Annotated in this window: 13 protein-coding genes, 1 tRNA gene and 1 pseudogene; 8 read left to right on the top strand and 7 right to left on the bottom strand. The window is 60.3% G+C overall.

Annotated elements, in window-relative coordinates; genetic code table 11:
- Positions 1–62: 62 nt before the first annotated feature.
- A complete protein-coding gene (locus RLCC275e_RS03625; protein WP_130707161.1) occupies positions 63–1,142 on the bottom strand; it encodes an IS630 family transposase in 1,080 nt (359 codons plus the stop codon).
- Positions 1,143–1,510: 368 nt separating this feature from the next.
- Between RLCC275e_RS03625 and RLCC275e_RS03620 the strand changes: the two genes are divergently transcribed.
- The 4 genes from RLCC275e_RS03620 to RLCC275e_RS03605 all read left to right on the top strand — a co-directional run bounded on the left by RLCC275e_RS03620 (position 1,511) and on the right by RLCC275e_RS03605 (position 3,613).
- Complete coding sequence (locus tag RLCC275e_RS03620; RefSeq protein WP_033181330.1) at positions 1,511–2,077, top strand: Panacea domain-containing protein; 567 nt, start codon at positions 1,511–1,513, stop codon at positions 2,075–2,077.
- The gene (locus RLCC275e_RS03615) at positions 2,077–2,472 is read left to right on the top strand and encodes a hypothetical protein (RefSeq protein ID WP_033181331.1); all 396 of its coding nucleotides are present in this window, start codon (positions 2,077–2,079) and stop codon (positions 2,470–2,472) included. The genes RLCC275e_RS03620 and RLCC275e_RS03615 overlap by 1 nt, the downstream gene beginning before the upstream one ends.
- Positions 2,473–2,915: 443 nt before the next feature.
- Entirely contained in the window at positions 2,916–3,167 is a 252-nt protein-coding gene (locus tag RLCC275e_RS03610) for a type II toxin-antitoxin system Phd/YefM family antitoxin (protein ID WP_003546085.1), read from the top strand.
- Entirely contained in the window at positions 3,164–3,613 is a 450-nt protein-coding gene (locus RLCC275e_RS03605; protein ID WP_033181332.1) for a type II toxin-antitoxin system VapC family toxin, read from the top strand. Before RLCC275e_RS03610 ends, RLCC275e_RS03605 begins: the two co-directional genes overlap by 4 nt.
- Before the next feature lie 333 nt (positions 3,614–3,946).
- Here RLCC275e_RS03605 and RLCC275e_RS03600 read toward each other — a convergent pair whose 3' ends face one another.
- From RLCC275e_RS03600 to RLCC275e_RS03590, 3 genes are all read right to left on the bottom strand, one after another.
- Positions 3,947–4,195, bottom strand: a complete 249-nt coding sequence (locus RLCC275e_RS03600; protein ID WP_033181333.1) for a hypothetical protein — start codon at positions 4,193–4,195, stop codon at positions 3,947–3,949.
- A 343-nt stretch (positions 4,196–4,538) separates the two neighbouring features.
- Positions 4,539–5,282, bottom strand: coding sequence for a Crp/Fnr family transcriptional regulator (locus RLCC275e_RS03595; protein ID WP_033181334.1), 744 nt, complete (start codon positions 5,280–5,282; stop codon positions 4,539–4,541).
- Positions 5,283–6,098: 816 nt separating this feature from the next.
- Positions 6,099–6,175 (bottom strand) — tRNA-Pro (locus RLCC275e_RS03590).
- Positions 6,176–6,436: 261 nt separating this feature from the next.
- Between RLCC275e_RS03590 and RLCC275e_RS03585 the strand changes: the two genes are divergently transcribed.
- On the top strand, positions 6,437–6,844 hold the full coding sequence (locus tag RLCC275e_RS03585) for a hypothetical protein (protein WP_003557243.1): 408 nt from the start codon (positions 6,437–6,439) through the stop codon (positions 6,842–6,844).
- Positions 6,845–7,403: 559 nt separating this feature from the next.
- On the opposite strand, the gene RLCC275e_RS03580 is transcribed toward RLCC275e_RS03585, so the two are convergent.
- From RLCC275e_RS03580 to RLCC275e_RS03570, 3 genes are all read right to left on the bottom strand, one after another.
- Positions 7,404–10,799: an acyl-[ACP]--phospholipid O-acyltransferase gene (locus RLCC275e_RS03580; protein ID WP_033181336.1), complete on the bottom strand. Its 3,396-nt coding sequence runs from the start codon at positions 10,797–10,799 to the stop codon at positions 7,404–7,406.
- A gap of 93 nt (positions 10,800–10,892) precedes the next feature.
- Positions 10,893–11,174: a YiaA/YiaB family inner membrane protein gene (locus RLCC275e_RS03575; RefSeq protein WP_003557239.1), complete on the bottom strand. Its 282-nt coding sequence runs from the start codon at positions 11,172–11,174 to the stop codon at positions 10,893–10,895.
- A 49-nt stretch (positions 11,175–11,223) separates the two neighbouring features.
- Positions 11,224–11,910: a PspA/IM30 family protein gene (locus RLCC275e_RS03570; RefSeq protein WP_033181337.1), complete on the bottom strand. Its 687-nt coding sequence runs from the start codon at positions 11,908–11,910 to the stop codon at positions 11,224–11,226.
- 112 nt (positions 11,911–12,022) lie between these two features.
- On the opposite strand from RLCC275e_RS03570, the gene RLCC275e_RS03565 reads away from it, so the two are divergent.
- The 3 genes and pseudogenes from RLCC275e_RS03565 to RLCC275e_RS03555 all read left to right on the top strand — a co-directional run.
- Positions 12,023–12,631: a TetR/AcrR family transcriptional regulator gene (locus RLCC275e_RS03565; protein ID WP_033181338.1), complete on the top strand. Its 609-nt coding sequence runs from the start codon at positions 12,023–12,025 to the stop codon at positions 12,629–12,631.
- 510 nt (positions 12,632–13,141) lie between these two features.
- A complete protein-coding gene (locus RLCC275e_RS03560) occupies positions 13,142–13,903 on the top strand; it encodes an SDR family NAD(P)-dependent oxidoreductase (protein WP_033181339.1) in 762 nt (253 codons plus the stop codon).
- 26 nt (positions 13,904–13,929) lie between these two features.
- A pseudogene (locus RLCC275e_RS03555) lies at positions 13,930–14,245 on the top strand (hypothetical protein); the annotation flags it as partial.
- Positions 14,246–14,487 lie beyond the last annotated feature (242 nt).

Raw genomic sequence — 14,487 nt, 5'->3', positions numbered from 1 at the left:
CCCCTCACGCTGGACACGCGACTCAACGAATCACTGCGGGACTCGTTCCGGTTGAGATGATTCTAGTGGATTGATTCCAACGTTTGGTGCCCACGTTTGACGGCTGCGATGATCTCATCGGGGTCTGCTTTCCAGATGAATGGCTTTGGTTCGTGGTTGTGTTCTTTGACGAAGCGGTTGATGGCCGCCTGCAGGTCAACGACGGAGTGGAAAACGCCGTGCTTCAGCCGCCGGCGTGTCAGTTTTGCGAAGAAGCCTTCGACAGCATTGAGCCATGAGCACGATATCGGGACGAAGTGGAAGGTCCATCGTGGATGCCTTGCCAGCCAGGCGCGGACCTTCGGCTGTTTATGCGTCGCGTAATTGTCGAGAATGACGTGGACCGCCTTATCTTTCGGCAGCTCCGCCTCAATGGCGTTGAGGAACCGAATAAACTCCTGATGCCGGTGGCGCTGCATGTTTCGGCCGATGACCGATCCGTCGAGAACATTGAGGGCGGCAAACAGGGTGGTCGTGCCGTGGCGCTTGTAATCGTGGGTCATTGTGCCGGCGCGCCCCTTCTTGAGCGGCAAGCCCGGTTGGGTCCGGTCGAGCGCCTGGATCTGGCTTTTCTCATCGACGGACAAGACAATGGCGTGGGTCGGTGGCGAGACGTAGAGACCGACGACATCGTGAAGCTTCTCGGCAAAAGCCTTGTCATTGGAGAGTTTGAAACTGCGCCACCGATGCGGCGCCAGCCCATGCTCGTGCCAGATCTTGACGACGGAAGAGGCCGCGATCCCAACGGCATTTGCCATGGCACGCACGGTCCAGTGCGTTGCCTCCTGTCGAGGCGGTTCCAGCGTCAGCGCAACGACCTGCTCCACCACGTCGCTCTCCAGAGGCGCCATGCCCGGAGGCCTGCTCTTGTCGCGCAACAGGCCATCGACCCCCTCGGACATGAAACGCTCCTGCCAGCGCCAGACGCAAGGTTTGGACTTTCCCGTCGCCTGCATGATGGCGACCGTTCCCAGGCCGTTGCCGCTCATCAAGATGATCTTGGCCCGCCAGACATGCTTCTGCGGAGACGTTGGGGCAGCAATGATGGCTTCAAGCCGAGAACGGTCGGCGGCGGTGACGTCAAATGTGATCCCTGTGCGCATCCCCAACCGTCGCACAATCCCAAACGGTTGGGAATCTCAGGACGGAATCTTTCGTCGCGATCAATCCACTAGCAATCCGGAGGACTGAATACTTGCCAGAGAAGCCATTTAGACCGTTACTAAGAACCCATAATACGAAAAGAACCTGACGATCCGCGTGGCAATGGCCAGTTTTGGCGAAGAGCAAGAGGCCTGTCCGTTGATCCGCGTCGATAACAAACCCTTTGATGGTTTACGACGATTCTGCTACCAGCTTTGAGCAACATGTTCCGCAAGACGAAATGTAGATAAATTATAAACGCTGCCTATATAAGAAGTATGGCGCAGCTAACGGTTTTGTTTCGATCTTCGATCGAACAGGAGAACACATGACGCGTGCGAAGGCCCCCATCATTCAGATTACACCTAACGAGCCGCGTATTCTTGAGACGGTTGTCTTCCTGATTTCTGAGGCGGACCGCCTTGGGAAGCAGGCTACGCAGTACGACATCGTGAAGTCCATTTTCCTTGCTGATCGTAGACATCTAAATGAATACGGCCGGCCCATCACGTTTGACCGATACGTGGCTATGGAGCACGGACCTGTGCCCTCCAGTGTCTATGACCTTCTGAAGAAAGACCCGGTCGCCGCTGGCCTACCGTGGACGCGTATCCAGACTGGTGCGAAGACCTATCGATATACAGATGCGCAACGCGTTTTTGATGAAGGCATTCTTGCCGAGAGCGATTGCGAGGCTTTGGCCGAATCATTTGTGACAGTAAAATCGCTGGGCTTTGCGCAGATCCGCAAACTCACCCATGAAGACCCCGCTTACGTTGACGCATGGGAAGACGATAGCGATAAGAAATCGTTCGATATAAGTTACGTCATGTTGTACGACGTTCCCGCCCTCGAGAAGGCGCAAGAGCTACAGTTTATATCCGAGCACCTTTGATGAAGCCCGGTGACGTAGTCAGAATCTACGCGCCTGTGGCGGGTTACAAGAAGTATCACTTTTGTATTTGCTTGCCTGGAGATAACGCAGCTGGCAGGTTCTTGTATCTGAACTCTGACCCAAACCACAAAGACTGCCTAAATATTGAATGTAAGCGGATGCCGTTTCTACCCGCGTCGGAAACAGGTTATACTGCAATAAGTTTTTCTATCGCCGCGCGCTACACCGCCGAAAAGCTTGAGCTTTACGATGCGGAAGTGCTTGGAACAATGCCGCAGGACGTAGTCGAAGAGATGGCAATCTTCATCGATACAGTTCGATCGATGCCAAAACCTGATCGCGTTGTCGTCAAGGAAGTGCTTGCGGCTCTTGTGAATCCAGCTGGAACGGCTTGACTCCGGAACCGGAGTTCGAGGTCTCGACGCTTCCGCCACCGACCGGTGCACTCCAATTGCGAGCCCGCAACGCAGCCTTGCGGTCGGAAATCGAACGGAATCCCGCATACGCAATACTGCCGACGGCCGATGACAACTGGCGGTGTAAGCTCCCTCATCTTGCCGCCGTCCAACCGCACAAGTAGCCTCGGCCACAAGCCGCCAGCTATTCGGATGAAGTTTTGCAGAAGAAGACGAAAAAACGCCGTTGAGGGCCCCATCCTGCTCCTGTTCAGCCGTGCCTCGGTTATAACTTTCCTGCAGAAAAATTATAACCAGAGGAAGGGCGGGCTTTCGGCTGGTTGATTCTAAAGCGCCACTGCACCCTTGGAAACCCCCGCTTGATTCCGTCAGCGACAATGACTATTTTGACCATATATGGTCATTTAATTCAGGAGGCCGCAATGTCGACGATCAGCGTGGCAGAGGCCAAAGCCGGTTTCGCCGGTCTGGTGGATGAAGCGGCAAACGGGGAATTCGTGACGATCACCCGGCACGGGAAGCCCGCTGCCGTGCTTGTGTCCGTCGAAGCGGCCGAGGCCGCGAAAAGGGCTTTGAAGAAACCACGGCCGAATTTCGGGGATTTCCTGTTGACCTTCCCCGGCGGGGTCGAGCTGGAGCGGAACCCTTCGAAAATGCGCGATATCGATCTGTGACCGCCTATCTTCTCGACACGAATATCATTTCGAAGTTCGCTCCGGGCAAGGTGGCGCCGTCCGATCCGGTGCGGGCATGGTTTCATGAGCAGGGCGAAGCCGATAGCCTCTTTCTGTCGGCTCTATCGGTCGCGGAGATCGAGAAGGGAATGCGGAGCCTTCACCGTCGCGGCGGGATCGAGCGGGCAAAGCGCCTTTCGGCATGGCTGGACGTCATCACCGACAGTTTCGGGGAACGGATATTGCCGATGGATACTGTTGTCGCGCGCATCGTCGGCGCCCTCGAAGATGAAGCCGAGAGCTATGGCCGTCATCCCGGCCTTGGCGATCTCATCATTGCAGCGACCGCGCGGGCCTACGACCTCACTGTCATTACGGAAAACCTGCGGCATTTCCAGCCGCTTGATATCGCTGTTGATCTTCCCGCCGCGTTCCGGTCGGAATGATCCGAGATACCGCCGATCGCGAGCCGCACTTGATGTCGCTCGCCCTGGCTGCCGCTATAAACGCCCGTCGCGCCTGCTCGGAATCACAAGCAACTGGACAGCTTTGACTGCGGCGCCTGCTCCCGGCGCAGCACCTCACGCACCGATCTGAACCTGATCTAAACCGGACCGGCCAAGAGAGATCGTGATATGGTTGGCGTCCAATTTGGAGAGGGGGCCATGCTGAAAAATCCCATAGTTGGACTGGCGGTGGGTGAATTCACAGTCGGCGGCTGAGGCCGCAGCACAGCGCCGCACGTTGCATCGGCCGACCCGGCCTAAAATCATCCCGTGCTAATGATGAGACGTGGACGTCGGCGCGTTGACATCAAGCGAATGAAGGCAATCAAACTTCGTGATCAGCAGCGTGACCAGTTCCTCGCGCGTCCTGTGTCCTTGATTATAGAGGTCGAACGCCGCGCTGCAAAGCAGCTGTGTCGATTGTTCCGTTGGCGTGGCGTGATTATGCCGGTACCAAGTCCGAACAGCATCCGAAAGCATGCTCACGTCTGCTAGCTGGAGTGAGAGATTGAAGTCCGTCATATCATCCTCCTTGAGCGCCGCAACAGCTCACCCGGATCGCGATAAAAAACCGTAGTGCATCAAGCTCTGAAGGCCAACCATCAGTGCGGTTGCGCACAATTGCCGGCGATGACATGGGACAGTGGCGAATGCGTCATCGATGCCGTTGCCTTGAGCGCGACGGAGAGAGGCAAAATGAACAGGGCTATCCTGCCGGCCATGCCGGCTTTGAAGGATTTAGAATGCCACGCTTCTCCTTCAACATTCTGTGCCGTGCTCCTCGGATATGAGATCGGGTCAAGGAGCGTCGAGATCAGAAACGAAACAGGCGATATCCTGCTCGTGTTGCCTTTTTCGGAAGCGGTTAAGCGAGCGGGCTAATGCACCTGGCGCGGAGCGGAAGACCCAGCACTTTTTCGTATTCGCGCTCCGGCACTCCATAGCAGCCACCGGCAATTTCGATCAATTTCTCCCTGTCCAATATTCTAACGTTTCCGCGGGTCGACCGGATGGCGTGGACGCCCTCAAGCACGTGTAGTTCATTGGTGACGCCCGAACGCCGGACACCGAGCATCAATGCCAGAAATTCATGGGTAATTGCCAGGTTGTTGCCTTCAAGGCGATCGTGACACATCAGGATCCATCGAGCCAACCGTTCATGCATATTGAAGCGGGCGCTCGCAAGCGCCGAATGTGCGTGCTGCAGCACGGTTGTGTGAACATAGCGAAGGAAGAAATCCTTCATCTCGGGATCATCGGCCAGCGCGCGCTGAAACGTCTCCATCGGCACCATAATTCCCGACCCTGCGACTTGCATGAACGTGCGCGTGGGGGTGGTCTCTACCGCCAGGACGACGTGCATGCCGGATGCGCCTTCGGGCCCGATGTGGCCAATCTCCACCGCTTCTTCGTCGGTGCTGCCGACAACCATAGATCCCAATCCCCTTTCCAAGAAGCAGACATGCGTGGATGGGACGTCGCTAGCAACAAGAACATGCCGCAATGGAAGGTCGACGCGCTCCATCTCTCCAGAGAGACGTGCGAAGCCGTCTACGCTCAACAATTTCAGCAGAGTGTTCTCGACCGTCGATTGGTCGAAGTGGGGCATAGCAGCTCCGCGTCGGGAGCTTGGATGTCAACCAAACGCCTGTGGGTGTCGTGAAAGCTACGGAACGGCCAAAGATCTGGCTATCGGTCCCGCCAAAGTGTGCGTTTATGACAAAACAGCACATAAGCCACTAACATTGTTGATGATCAGCGACGATAGACCGGCAACGATGTTCGATACCGACCAAAAGAGCTTAGCACATTGTGCCTCGGCATGCGCGCTCATTGCGAAAGGACGAGCGATTCACAATACGAATATCTGCGTTTGTGGATCGTTGATATAAGTCGCAATCGATCTCGCCAGCCAGGTCGGCGGCAATGCGCTTCGGCGGTAGGGACGGCCGCCCTTGGGTCAGCATAGGGACCTGGCAGATAGACCGTGACGCCGCGGAAACTGACGATCACTGCCTTTGTCACGCTATCAAAGACGATAGCCATACCAGGCTCATAGGCCATTTGCTTTCCTGGCGGCGCTTACTCCATCGAGATGTGCTCCTATTCGAATGAAACAAGGTGCCGACATCAATCCCTCAGGCGCGGGGCGCTTAGTGCGGAACCGCACAGGAACTTTTCAGGCTATCAATGGGTTAGGTCGCAAGGATCGCGCAGGGCCCCCTCGTGACGGGGCCGTACGCCACCCCTTGCAGTGCGATCCGCCCGTACCCAAATTGCCCCGTTTCGGCGGGGCTCCTTTTTGATCCACAGCGCGCAAGGCGCGAGGGCGGTCAGGGATCGCATGATCCAAATGGTGAAACCCTGGGGAATTTGGGCTGAGATCAGCAGAAACGAAAAACCCCGCCGGAGCGGGGTTTCTAGCTGGTCGGAGTGGAGTGATTCGAACACTCGACCCCCACGTCCCGAACGTGGTGCGCTACCAGACTGCGCTACACTCCGTGACCAGCGGCGCTTCTATAGAACAGCCTATCTGGTTGCACAAGCACCAAATTCCAAAAAGCCGGCGGAATTTTTGACCGTGACGTGACAGGTTTGGGGTCACGCGGCTGCAGCAAAAAGCCACACCTGCCGCAAATCGAACGGAAGTGTCAAAGGGGCAATTTTCTTTTGCCGGGTTCCGCGCTAAAGGGCAGACGGGACAGGCGAAACCGCTGCGACGGCGGCTTCGCAGCCAATGCGCTTGAGATCAGGGACGACACGATGAATTTCCGCACCATGACCGCGGCCGGGCTTGCAATTGCACTTGCCGGATGCACGACCATTCCTTCTGCCGGCAACCCGATCGAGGCCCGCTGGGTCGGCAAATCGGCCGGCATCTTCTTTGCAGCCTACGGGCCGCCGATCAGCGACAGCGAGCAAGGCTCGACCACCGTCTATACCTGGCGCGGCGGCTACAAGACCGTGCGCATTCCGGCGAAATATGCCGAAGGCGCCGACGGCAAGCGCGGCAAGCAGATTTCCGCCGCCCGCACCGCCTATCTGCGCTGCCAGGCCGAAATCACCACCAGCTCCGACTACACCATCCGCGACATCCGCACCGTCGCCGATATCCCGGGCGTCGACGGCCCGTCCTATTGCGCAGAGTTTTTGGCGCCGGAACAGAAGTAACGGACGGTTTGTTTGAGATGCATAACAGGCGGCCCGGGTGCCGCCTGTTATGCTGCTGACGAAGTCTCGGCGCGAGGCCGCTGCTTTCTGGTTTGTGCCGGGGATCGCCCCTCATCCGGCTGCCGCCACCTTTGCCGGGGTCGAGCCACTGGTCTCGACCCGTCCTTCGGACCCCTGCCTGCGGGGCGAAGGGACCATGCCGCGACCTCTCGATTCCCTCTTCTCCCCTCGGGGAGAAGGTGCCCGTAGGGCGGATGAGGGGGCCGGCGACGCCGGTCTTTCCAACAACACCATGTGAGTTCCACACCGCTCGCGTCGTCTCAATCGCCGGATAGGTTGTTACGAGAGGGGTGTGCCGTGTGGCCCCCTCATCCGCCTGCCGGCACCTTCTCCCCGAGGGGAGAAGGGATATACCGCGCCCTCTCCGTTCCCCACCAACCTCTCGCAGGGCACGTCCCCTCGCCCCGTTTGCGGGGGTCCGGCAGGACGGGTCGAGACGGGTGGCTCGACCCCGGTAAGGTTAGGGTGAGGGGCACCCCTCCAAGGAAGTGACCCCGCTCTACGCCGCCTCCCCCGCCTGCACCGCACCTTCCGCCAGCTTGCGCGCCGCGACGAAATCGACCTTGCCCGAACCCAGTACCGGCACCTTGCCGATATTGACCTCGGCCGGCACCATCATGTCCATGGCGCCCTTCGATTTGGCGAAGGCGAGGAATTCGGCGCGGGTGGCGGTGGGGGCGTCGGTCAGGAGCACCAGGCGCTCGCCCTTCTTGGCGTCGGGCAGCGAGGAGACGACCGACAGCGCGCCCGGCCAGAGCTCGGCAGCGAGCGTCTCGACGGCGGCGAGCGAGATCATTTCGCCGCCGATCTTGGCGAAGCGTTTGGCGCGGCCGCGGATCTTGACGAAGCCGTCCTCGTCGATGGTGACGATGTCGCCGGTATCGTGCCAACCGTCGACGAGCGGCTCGAGCACGCCGGGCTTTTCGGCGCGCAGATAACCGGCCATGACATTGGCGCCGCGCACATGCAGCCGGCCGCCCTCATCGATGCCGGGCACCGGTTCGAGCTTCCATTCCATGCCCGGCAGGATTTTGCCGACCGTGCCCGACTTGTTGTACATCGGCGTGTTGATCGAAATGACGGGTGCCGTCTCGGTGACGCCGTAACCTTCGAGGATGCGCAGGCCGAATTTTTCCATATAGGTCTGGCGGGTTGCGGCCTTCACCGGCTCGGCGCCGGAGAAGATATAGCGGATCGAGCGGAAGTCGTAGGGATGCGCCGTCCTCGAATAGCCGTTGAGGAAGGTATCGGTGCCGAAGATGATCGTGGCGTTGGAGGCATAGATCAGCTCCGGCACGATGCGGTAATGCAGCGGCGAGGGATAGAAATAGACCGGCACGCCCGAAATCAGCGGCAGCACCGTGCCGGCCGTCAGCCCGAAGGAATGGAAGACCGGCAGGATGTTGAACACCTTGTCGCCGCTGTGGAAATCGATGCGGGCGGCGGCCTGGGCGGCATTCGACAGGATGTTGCGGTGGGTCAGCACCACGCCCTTCGGCGTGCCTTCGGAGCCCGAGGTGAAGAGGATCACCGCCGGATCGTCGGCCAAGCGTTTGACCAGCGGCCGCGCCTTGCGCAGATACCCCAGGATCTTGTCCTTGAGTGAGATTTCGGCTCTGAGATCATCAAGCCAGACGATCGTCACCTGCTTTTCCATCTCGGCGATCACAGCACCGAGCTTCGCCTGGGTGACGAAGGCGCGCGAGGTCAGCACATGTTTGACTTGCGCCGCCTTGCAGGCGGAGAGGATATTGGCGGCACCCGCGGTGAAGTTCAGCATCGCCGGCACCTTGCCCGCGCTCATCACGCCGAGAAGGGTGGCGGCGGCACCATTGGCATTCGGCAGCATGACGCCGAGGTTTTGTTCCGGGAACATGGTGCGGAATTTGGCGCCGAGCACGGCAGCCCCGGTCAGGAGCTTGCCATAGGTCAGCCGGCCGGTGACCGGATCTTCGACGGCAAGCTTGCTCATGCCGAATTCGTGGCCGGCCTGAATGACGCGGTCGAGCACGGTCGACGAGGTATCGGCGGTCTGGAACAGCAGGTTCGACATCACCTGATAAAGGGCGGCACCTGCCGCCGTGCGGCGCTTGCGGCCTTTCAGCTCTGGCGGCACTTCGAGCTTCACCGGCTCGAGAATGGTAACCTTGACCTTGGGAAACAGCCGGCGGCGGATCTTGCCGTTATCGAGATAGGAGAGATAGCTCTTCTCCAGCCCGTCGATCTTGACCGGCACGACCATCGAGCCGGTCTTGTCGGCGACCATGGCGGCGCCATCATAGACCTTCATCAAGGTGCCGGTGACCGTCAGGCGGCCCTCGGGGAAGATGCCGATCGGGTTGCCGTCCTGCACCACCTTGATCAGCGAACGTGTCGCCATCGGCTTTGTCGGGTCGAGCGGCAGGAATTTGCACATTTTCAGGAAGGGCCGCACCCACCAGGCCTGGGCGATCTTGTAATCGACGGCGAAGGTGGGCTCTTCCTCGGTGATGGCGAGCGCCAGCGCGCCATCGAGCAGGCTGACATGGTTGAGGGCGATGATCGGCGCGCGGCCGGCCTTCTTGATATTCTCAAGGCCCTCGACCTCGAGGCGCATGAAGGCGCGGAACAGGATCGAGATGAAATCGCGGAAAGGATTGGTCGGCAGCGTCTTCAGCATCAGCCAGGCGACGGCAAAATTGATGATGCCGAGGCCGATCAGGATCTGAGGAATGGAGGCGCCGAGCGCCTGGACGGCGGCGACGAGGCCGAGGCCGACAGTGATGAACAGGGCGGAGAGCACATTGGCGGCGCCGATGACGCGGGCGCGGCGGTCCTCATGCGCCCAGGTCTGCAGGGCGGCGAAGGTCGGCACGGCGATGAAGGCGCCTGCGATCGCCATGCCGGCGAGATCGATGGCGACGCGGATGGTATTCTGGCCAGCAAAGAAGGTGGCGATCGTCGTTGCGTGGCTCACCGAAGCCAGGCCCCAGAGGTTCCAGGCGAGATCGAGGCTGAAGAGGCCAAGCAGCGCCGTGCCGACAGGGGCCGGCAGCAGCACGATGCGGCCGGATGACATCCAGGCGGCAATGGCCGAGCCGATCGCGACGGCGATGGCAAAGACGGTGAGATAGGCCGGCACGACGAGCTCGGAGCCGCCGAGCAGCTCGGTCACCATGGTCGGCAGGATGGAGAGAACGAAGGCGCCGACCAGCCAGAACCAGCAGTTCATCAGCGCCGAACGCCACAGGCGTTTATCGGCGCGGATTTCCATGACGAGGGTGTAGCTGGAGCGGATGACATTGCGGTCGATTTCCAGATCCGGCGCCTTGGAGCCGGTGGGCGGGATCATCCGGCTGGCCAGCCAGCACAGCACCGAAAGCCCCATCATCATCGAGCCGAAGATCAGCACATTGTCGCCGCCGGAGAAGGCGAATGCGGCGATGATCGTGCCGGCGAGGATGGCGATGAAGGTGCCGCCCTCGATCCAGGCATTGGCCTTCGGCAGGTCGCGGCGTTCGAGATGATCGGGCAGGATGCCGTATTTGATCGGCCCGAAAAGTGCTGAGACGATGCCGAAGCCGAACAGCGCCGCCATCAGCACGAAGATGGAGGAGAATGCCAGACCGATAACGGCAAGGGCGGCGACCGCGATCTCGCAGCGTTTCAGCAATTCGGCGATCTTTGCCTTGTCGTGCTTGTCGGCGAGTTCGCCGCCGAGTGCGGAGAGCAGCAGGAAGGGCACGATGAGGATGACGCCGGCGAGCGTCACCAGGGCGGCACCTTCACTGGCCGACATCTTGAAGAGAATGAGGAACACCAGGGTGTTCTTGAGGAAATTGTCGTTGAAGGCCGTCAGGAACTGGGTCCAGAACAGCGGCGCGAATTTCCTGGAGGTCATCAGATTGTGTTGCACGGGCTCGTTCCTCTTTCGGCAGGCAGAGAAGGCCACAGAGTTGTTACGCAAAAGTTGAATGCGATAACAACTCTGCGCTGTGGTTAACCAAGATCAATCTTCATCGTTACGATTGAACTTGACCAGGAGTTTCTCGGTGCGGGCATCCTCGACCTTGCGGATCAGCTTCTCGGATTCGGCATTGTCACGCAGCGTCTTGGTAATATTCACCGTGGTCTGCACCAGCATCAGAATGCCCATGGCGAGATAGCCTTTGCCCCAGAGATCGAGCGGCATCATGTAGAGGCCAAGCGCCAGCATGAAGGCGGCCGAGCCGAAGGAGATGTAGGAGAAGCTGACCCAGCTGGAAGAATGTTTCTGGAAACTGTCGTTCATATCAGTGGTCCCTATGGTTCGATGGATGAATGGTTGGATGGATGCAATTTCAGGCAGCAGGCGTGATGCGGCTCTTCAGCCGCGCCAGCACATCATCGGCGGATGAGCGCAGCGGCGCGCCGAAGCCGGCATTGGCAAGCTTTTCGATGATGCCGGCCGGGCGGATGGCGCCTTCCATGTCCTTCAGGGCGGCCGCCGTCAGCTCATTCTGGCTCTGGCGCAGGCGAAGGCGGGCCAGCGTCTCCTCGGCATCATCGAGCGTCGCCAGGCCCGGGCCGCTAACTGCGACATCGAGCTTCTGCGCCTCTTGCGTGGCACGGGCCAGCCGCTCGCCGCGCTGCAGCTCCTGCAGCCGCGCCTCGGAGGCACGGACGATGCCCTTCAGCTTGTCGATCGCCCCTGTGAACTGCGCTTGCGCCTTTTCCGATGCGTCGCGCTCGGCTTCGAGATAGGCGATCGCCTCGGCCGCCTCGCGGGCCAGGCCCTCATTGCCCTTCGCCAAGGCGGCGGAGGCGCGGGTCTCGAGATCGGCGATGCGGGCAACGATCGCCGCATGCTGCCCCTTCTCCTGCTCGTTCTGGGCGATGGCGACCGCGACACTGCGGCGGGCCGACTGGATCGATTGGGCGGCATCGCGGATCTGCTGGGAAAGCAGCGGCACGGCGTGGCAGTCGGCGAAAGCCTGTTCGGCATCATGCGCCCTGCCCCGCAACAAAATGGAAATCAGTTTGAACATTTCCTTCCTCCGGTTTATGAACGTTGTTCACGAGAGGTGTTATGGCAGAATCGTGAACGTCGTTCAAGATAAATTTTGAACGACGTTCAAAAAAATCGAAGTGGAATGGTGAATGGCCGGCAGACGAGAAGAAAAACGCGAAGACCTGAAGGCCCGGCTGATCGAGGCGGCGCGCGAGCGGATCGCCAGGGACGGGCTGGCAAACCTCCGGGCCCGCGACATCACCCAGGATGCCGGCTGCGCGCTGGGCGGCCTCTACACGGTCTTTTCAGACCTCGCCGAGCTGGTCATCCACGTCAACTCCGCCACGCTGAAGGCGCTGGAGGCGAGGCTGACCCTGCCCGAGGCCAAAGACCGGCCGCCGACCGACCGGCTGCGCAACCTGGCGCAGGGTTATCTGAGCTTCGCCGTCGAACACCGGAACCTCTGGAAGGCGCTGTTCGAGCACTTCCCGCCGGAATCGAGCCCGACGCCGCAATGGCATCTTAACGAGCACCTCTTCCTGATGGATGTGATCGCCGAGCCGCTGGCCGAACTGCAGCCCGACATGCCCCCCGAAGACCGCGCCATCCGCGCCCGCACCCTGTTCGGCGCGGTGCACGGCGTCGTCAGCATCAGCCTCGAAGGCCGCTTCGTCGGCCTGCCGCTGGAGCGGCTGGCGCGGGAAGTGGATGAACTGGTGCAGACGATTGCGGCCGGAGCGGAGCGGCGGAGGGGGTGATGGGGTGGTGGTGTGGTATGGCGCCGGGGAGCTGACGGTTTTACCGTTTTAGCCACCGCATCACCACGCACTCCGTCATCCCAGGCCTTGAGCCTGGGATCCATGCCGCTCCGGATGAATGCTGCATGATCTTTGAGTTAAACAGCTGAAATCGCTGCAAAAAATCTCATCATCCGGCTCCCGCCACTGCCAGGATCAAGCCCCGTCCCTCGGACACGCGCTCGCGGGGCAAAGACCCCGCCCCAAACCCCTCCCCACGAGGGGGAGGGGCTTAACCTGCCGCACCGCAACTCCCAAAACTCCAGATCGGCAAACAACGAGATGATCTCGGGCAAAGCGGTGATGCTGGGCTAGCCCCTCCCCCTTGTGGGGAGGGGTTGGGGAGGGGTCTTAGATCGGTCCGAACCGGCTACATATCGACCAAACCCCGGGAACCCACACCCCAACTCCCGCATTGAGCAAACCACCGAAAGCTGATTGACTGCCGCCACCGCCGCGAAGGGAAACCCCATGAGCCGTATTTTCATCACCGGTTCCACCGATGGCCTCGGCCTCGCCGCCGCCCGCACCCTGATGAAGGAGGGCCATGACGTCGTGCTGCATGCCCGCTCCCGCGAGCGCGCCTCCGCCCTCGCCGACGTTTCCACTGCGGCACTCGGCATCGTCATCGGCGATCTCGCCAGCGCCACGGAAACGCGCTCGATCGCCGATCAGGTCAACGCCATCGGCCGCATGGACGCCGTCATCCACAATGCCGGCATCTACCTCGAGCGGAGCCGGGGTGAAACGCCAGAAGGCCACGCAAAGACGCTGGCGGTGAATGTGCTTGCCCCCTATCTGCTCACCGCATGGATCACCCGCCCCGACCGCCTGGTCTATCTCAGCAGCGGCATGCACCGCAGCGGCAGCAGCGCCCTTGACGATATCGACTGGAAGAAGCGACCGTGGAACGCCAGCCAGGCCTATTCGGAAAGCAAGCTTTACATCGCCACCCTCGCAGCTTCCGTCGCCCGCCATTGGCCGGATGTTCTCAGCAACACGGTGGACCCCGGCTGGGTGCCGACCAAGATGGGCGGCGCCGGCGCGCCCGATGACCTGGAGATGGGGCATCTTACGCAGACGTGGCTTGCGACGAGCGAGGATGAAGCTGCGAAGGTCAGCGGCGGGTATTGGTATCATCGGCAGCGGCGGGAGGCGGCGGCGGTGGTGGGCGATATCGGGTTTCAGGATGCGCTGGTGGAGAGGCTGGCGGAGTTGACGGGGTACGATTGATTGGGACGCGCGGATAGGCGCAAGTCCTCAGGAAGGTGCTGTTCGACCACTCCCGCCGGAAAGCAGCCCGACACCGCAATGGCATCTCGGCGAACACCTCTTCCTGATGGACGTGAGCGCCGAGCCGCAACCCGACATTGCTCCCAGAAGACCGCACCATCAGCGCCCGCACCCTTCCACGGCGTGATAAGCGTCAGCCTGGAGGGTCGCTTCGTGGGGCCGCTGGAGCGGCTGGCACGGGTGGTGGATCAACTGATGCAGACGATTGCGGCGGGGCCTCTGTCTGATAGCCCTATTCGGAGCCCTTCTCGAGTATACGCCAAGTTTGGACACCCCACTTGAACCGACGAGGCATAGCTTGGGAGCAGCTTTGCTGGATAAACGCAAAGGCTGAGTTGCAATTTTCCCAAGGCTCAGCGGACAATGTACTGCTGGATCAACGGGTTAAATTCGACTTAATGCAACGAAGAGCATTAAACGCAAAGGAATGCCTAGATAGGTTGAAATCCGCCCGTTTGGCATGCATGAATAGTTACCGGGCCGCAGCGATCGAATCAGTAGGCACTATGTGCAGCGAAGATCAG

The organism is Rhizobium brockwellii (assembly GCF_000769405.2).
Classification (GTDB): domain Bacteria; phylum Pseudomonadota; class Alphaproteobacteria; order Rhizobiales; family Rhizobiaceae; genus Rhizobium; species Rhizobium brockwellii.
This window is presented reverse-complemented; position numbering and strand designations above follow the sequence as displayed.

Excerpts from the sequence above, each read along its gene's own strand:
- RLCC275e_RS03625 (WP_130707161.1), bottom strand. The coding sequence starts at position 1,142 with ATGCGCACAGGGATCACATTTGACGTCACCGCCGCCGACCGTTCTCGG.
- RLCC275e_RS03620 (WP_033181330.1), top strand. The coding sequence starts at position 1,511 with ATGACGCGTGCGAAGGCCCCCATCATTCAGATTACACCTAACGAGCCG.
- RLCC275e_RS03615 (WP_033181331.1), top strand. The coding sequence starts at position 2,077 with ATGAAGCCCGGTGACGTAGTCAGAATCTACGCGCCTGTGGCGGGTTAC.
- RLCC275e_RS03610 (WP_003546085.1), top strand. The coding sequence starts at position 2,916 with ATGTCGACGATCAGCGTGGCAGAGGCCAAAGCCGGTTTCGCCGGTCTG.
- RLCC275e_RS03600 (WP_033181333.1), bottom strand. The coding sequence starts at position 4,195 with ATGACGGACTTCAATCTCTCACTCCAGCTAGCAGACGTGAGCATGCTT.
- RLCC275e_RS03595 (WP_033181334.1), bottom strand. The coding sequence starts at position 5,282 with ATGCCCCACTTCGACCAATCGACGGTCGAGAACACTCTGCTGAAATTG.
- RLCC275e_RS03585 (WP_003557243.1), top strand. The coding sequence starts at position 6,437 with ATGAATTTCCGCACCATGACCGCGGCCGGGCTTGCAATTGCACTTGCC.
- RLCC275e_RS03575 (WP_003557239.1), bottom strand. The coding sequence starts at position 11,174 with ATGAACGACAGTTTCCAGAAACATTCTTCCAGCTGGGTCAGCTTCTCC.
- RLCC275e_RS03570 (WP_033181337.1), bottom strand. The coding sequence starts at position 11,910 with ATGTTCAAACTGATTTCCATTTTGTTGCGGGGCAGGGCGCATGATGCC.
- RLCC275e_RS03565 (WP_033181338.1), top strand. The coding sequence starts at position 12,023 with ATGGCCGGCAGACGAGAAGAAAAACGCGAAGACCTGAAGGCCCGGCTG.
- RLCC275e_RS03560 (WP_033181339.1), top strand. The coding sequence starts at position 13,142 with ATGAGCCGTATTTTCATCACCGGTTCCACCGATGGCCTCGGCCTCGCC.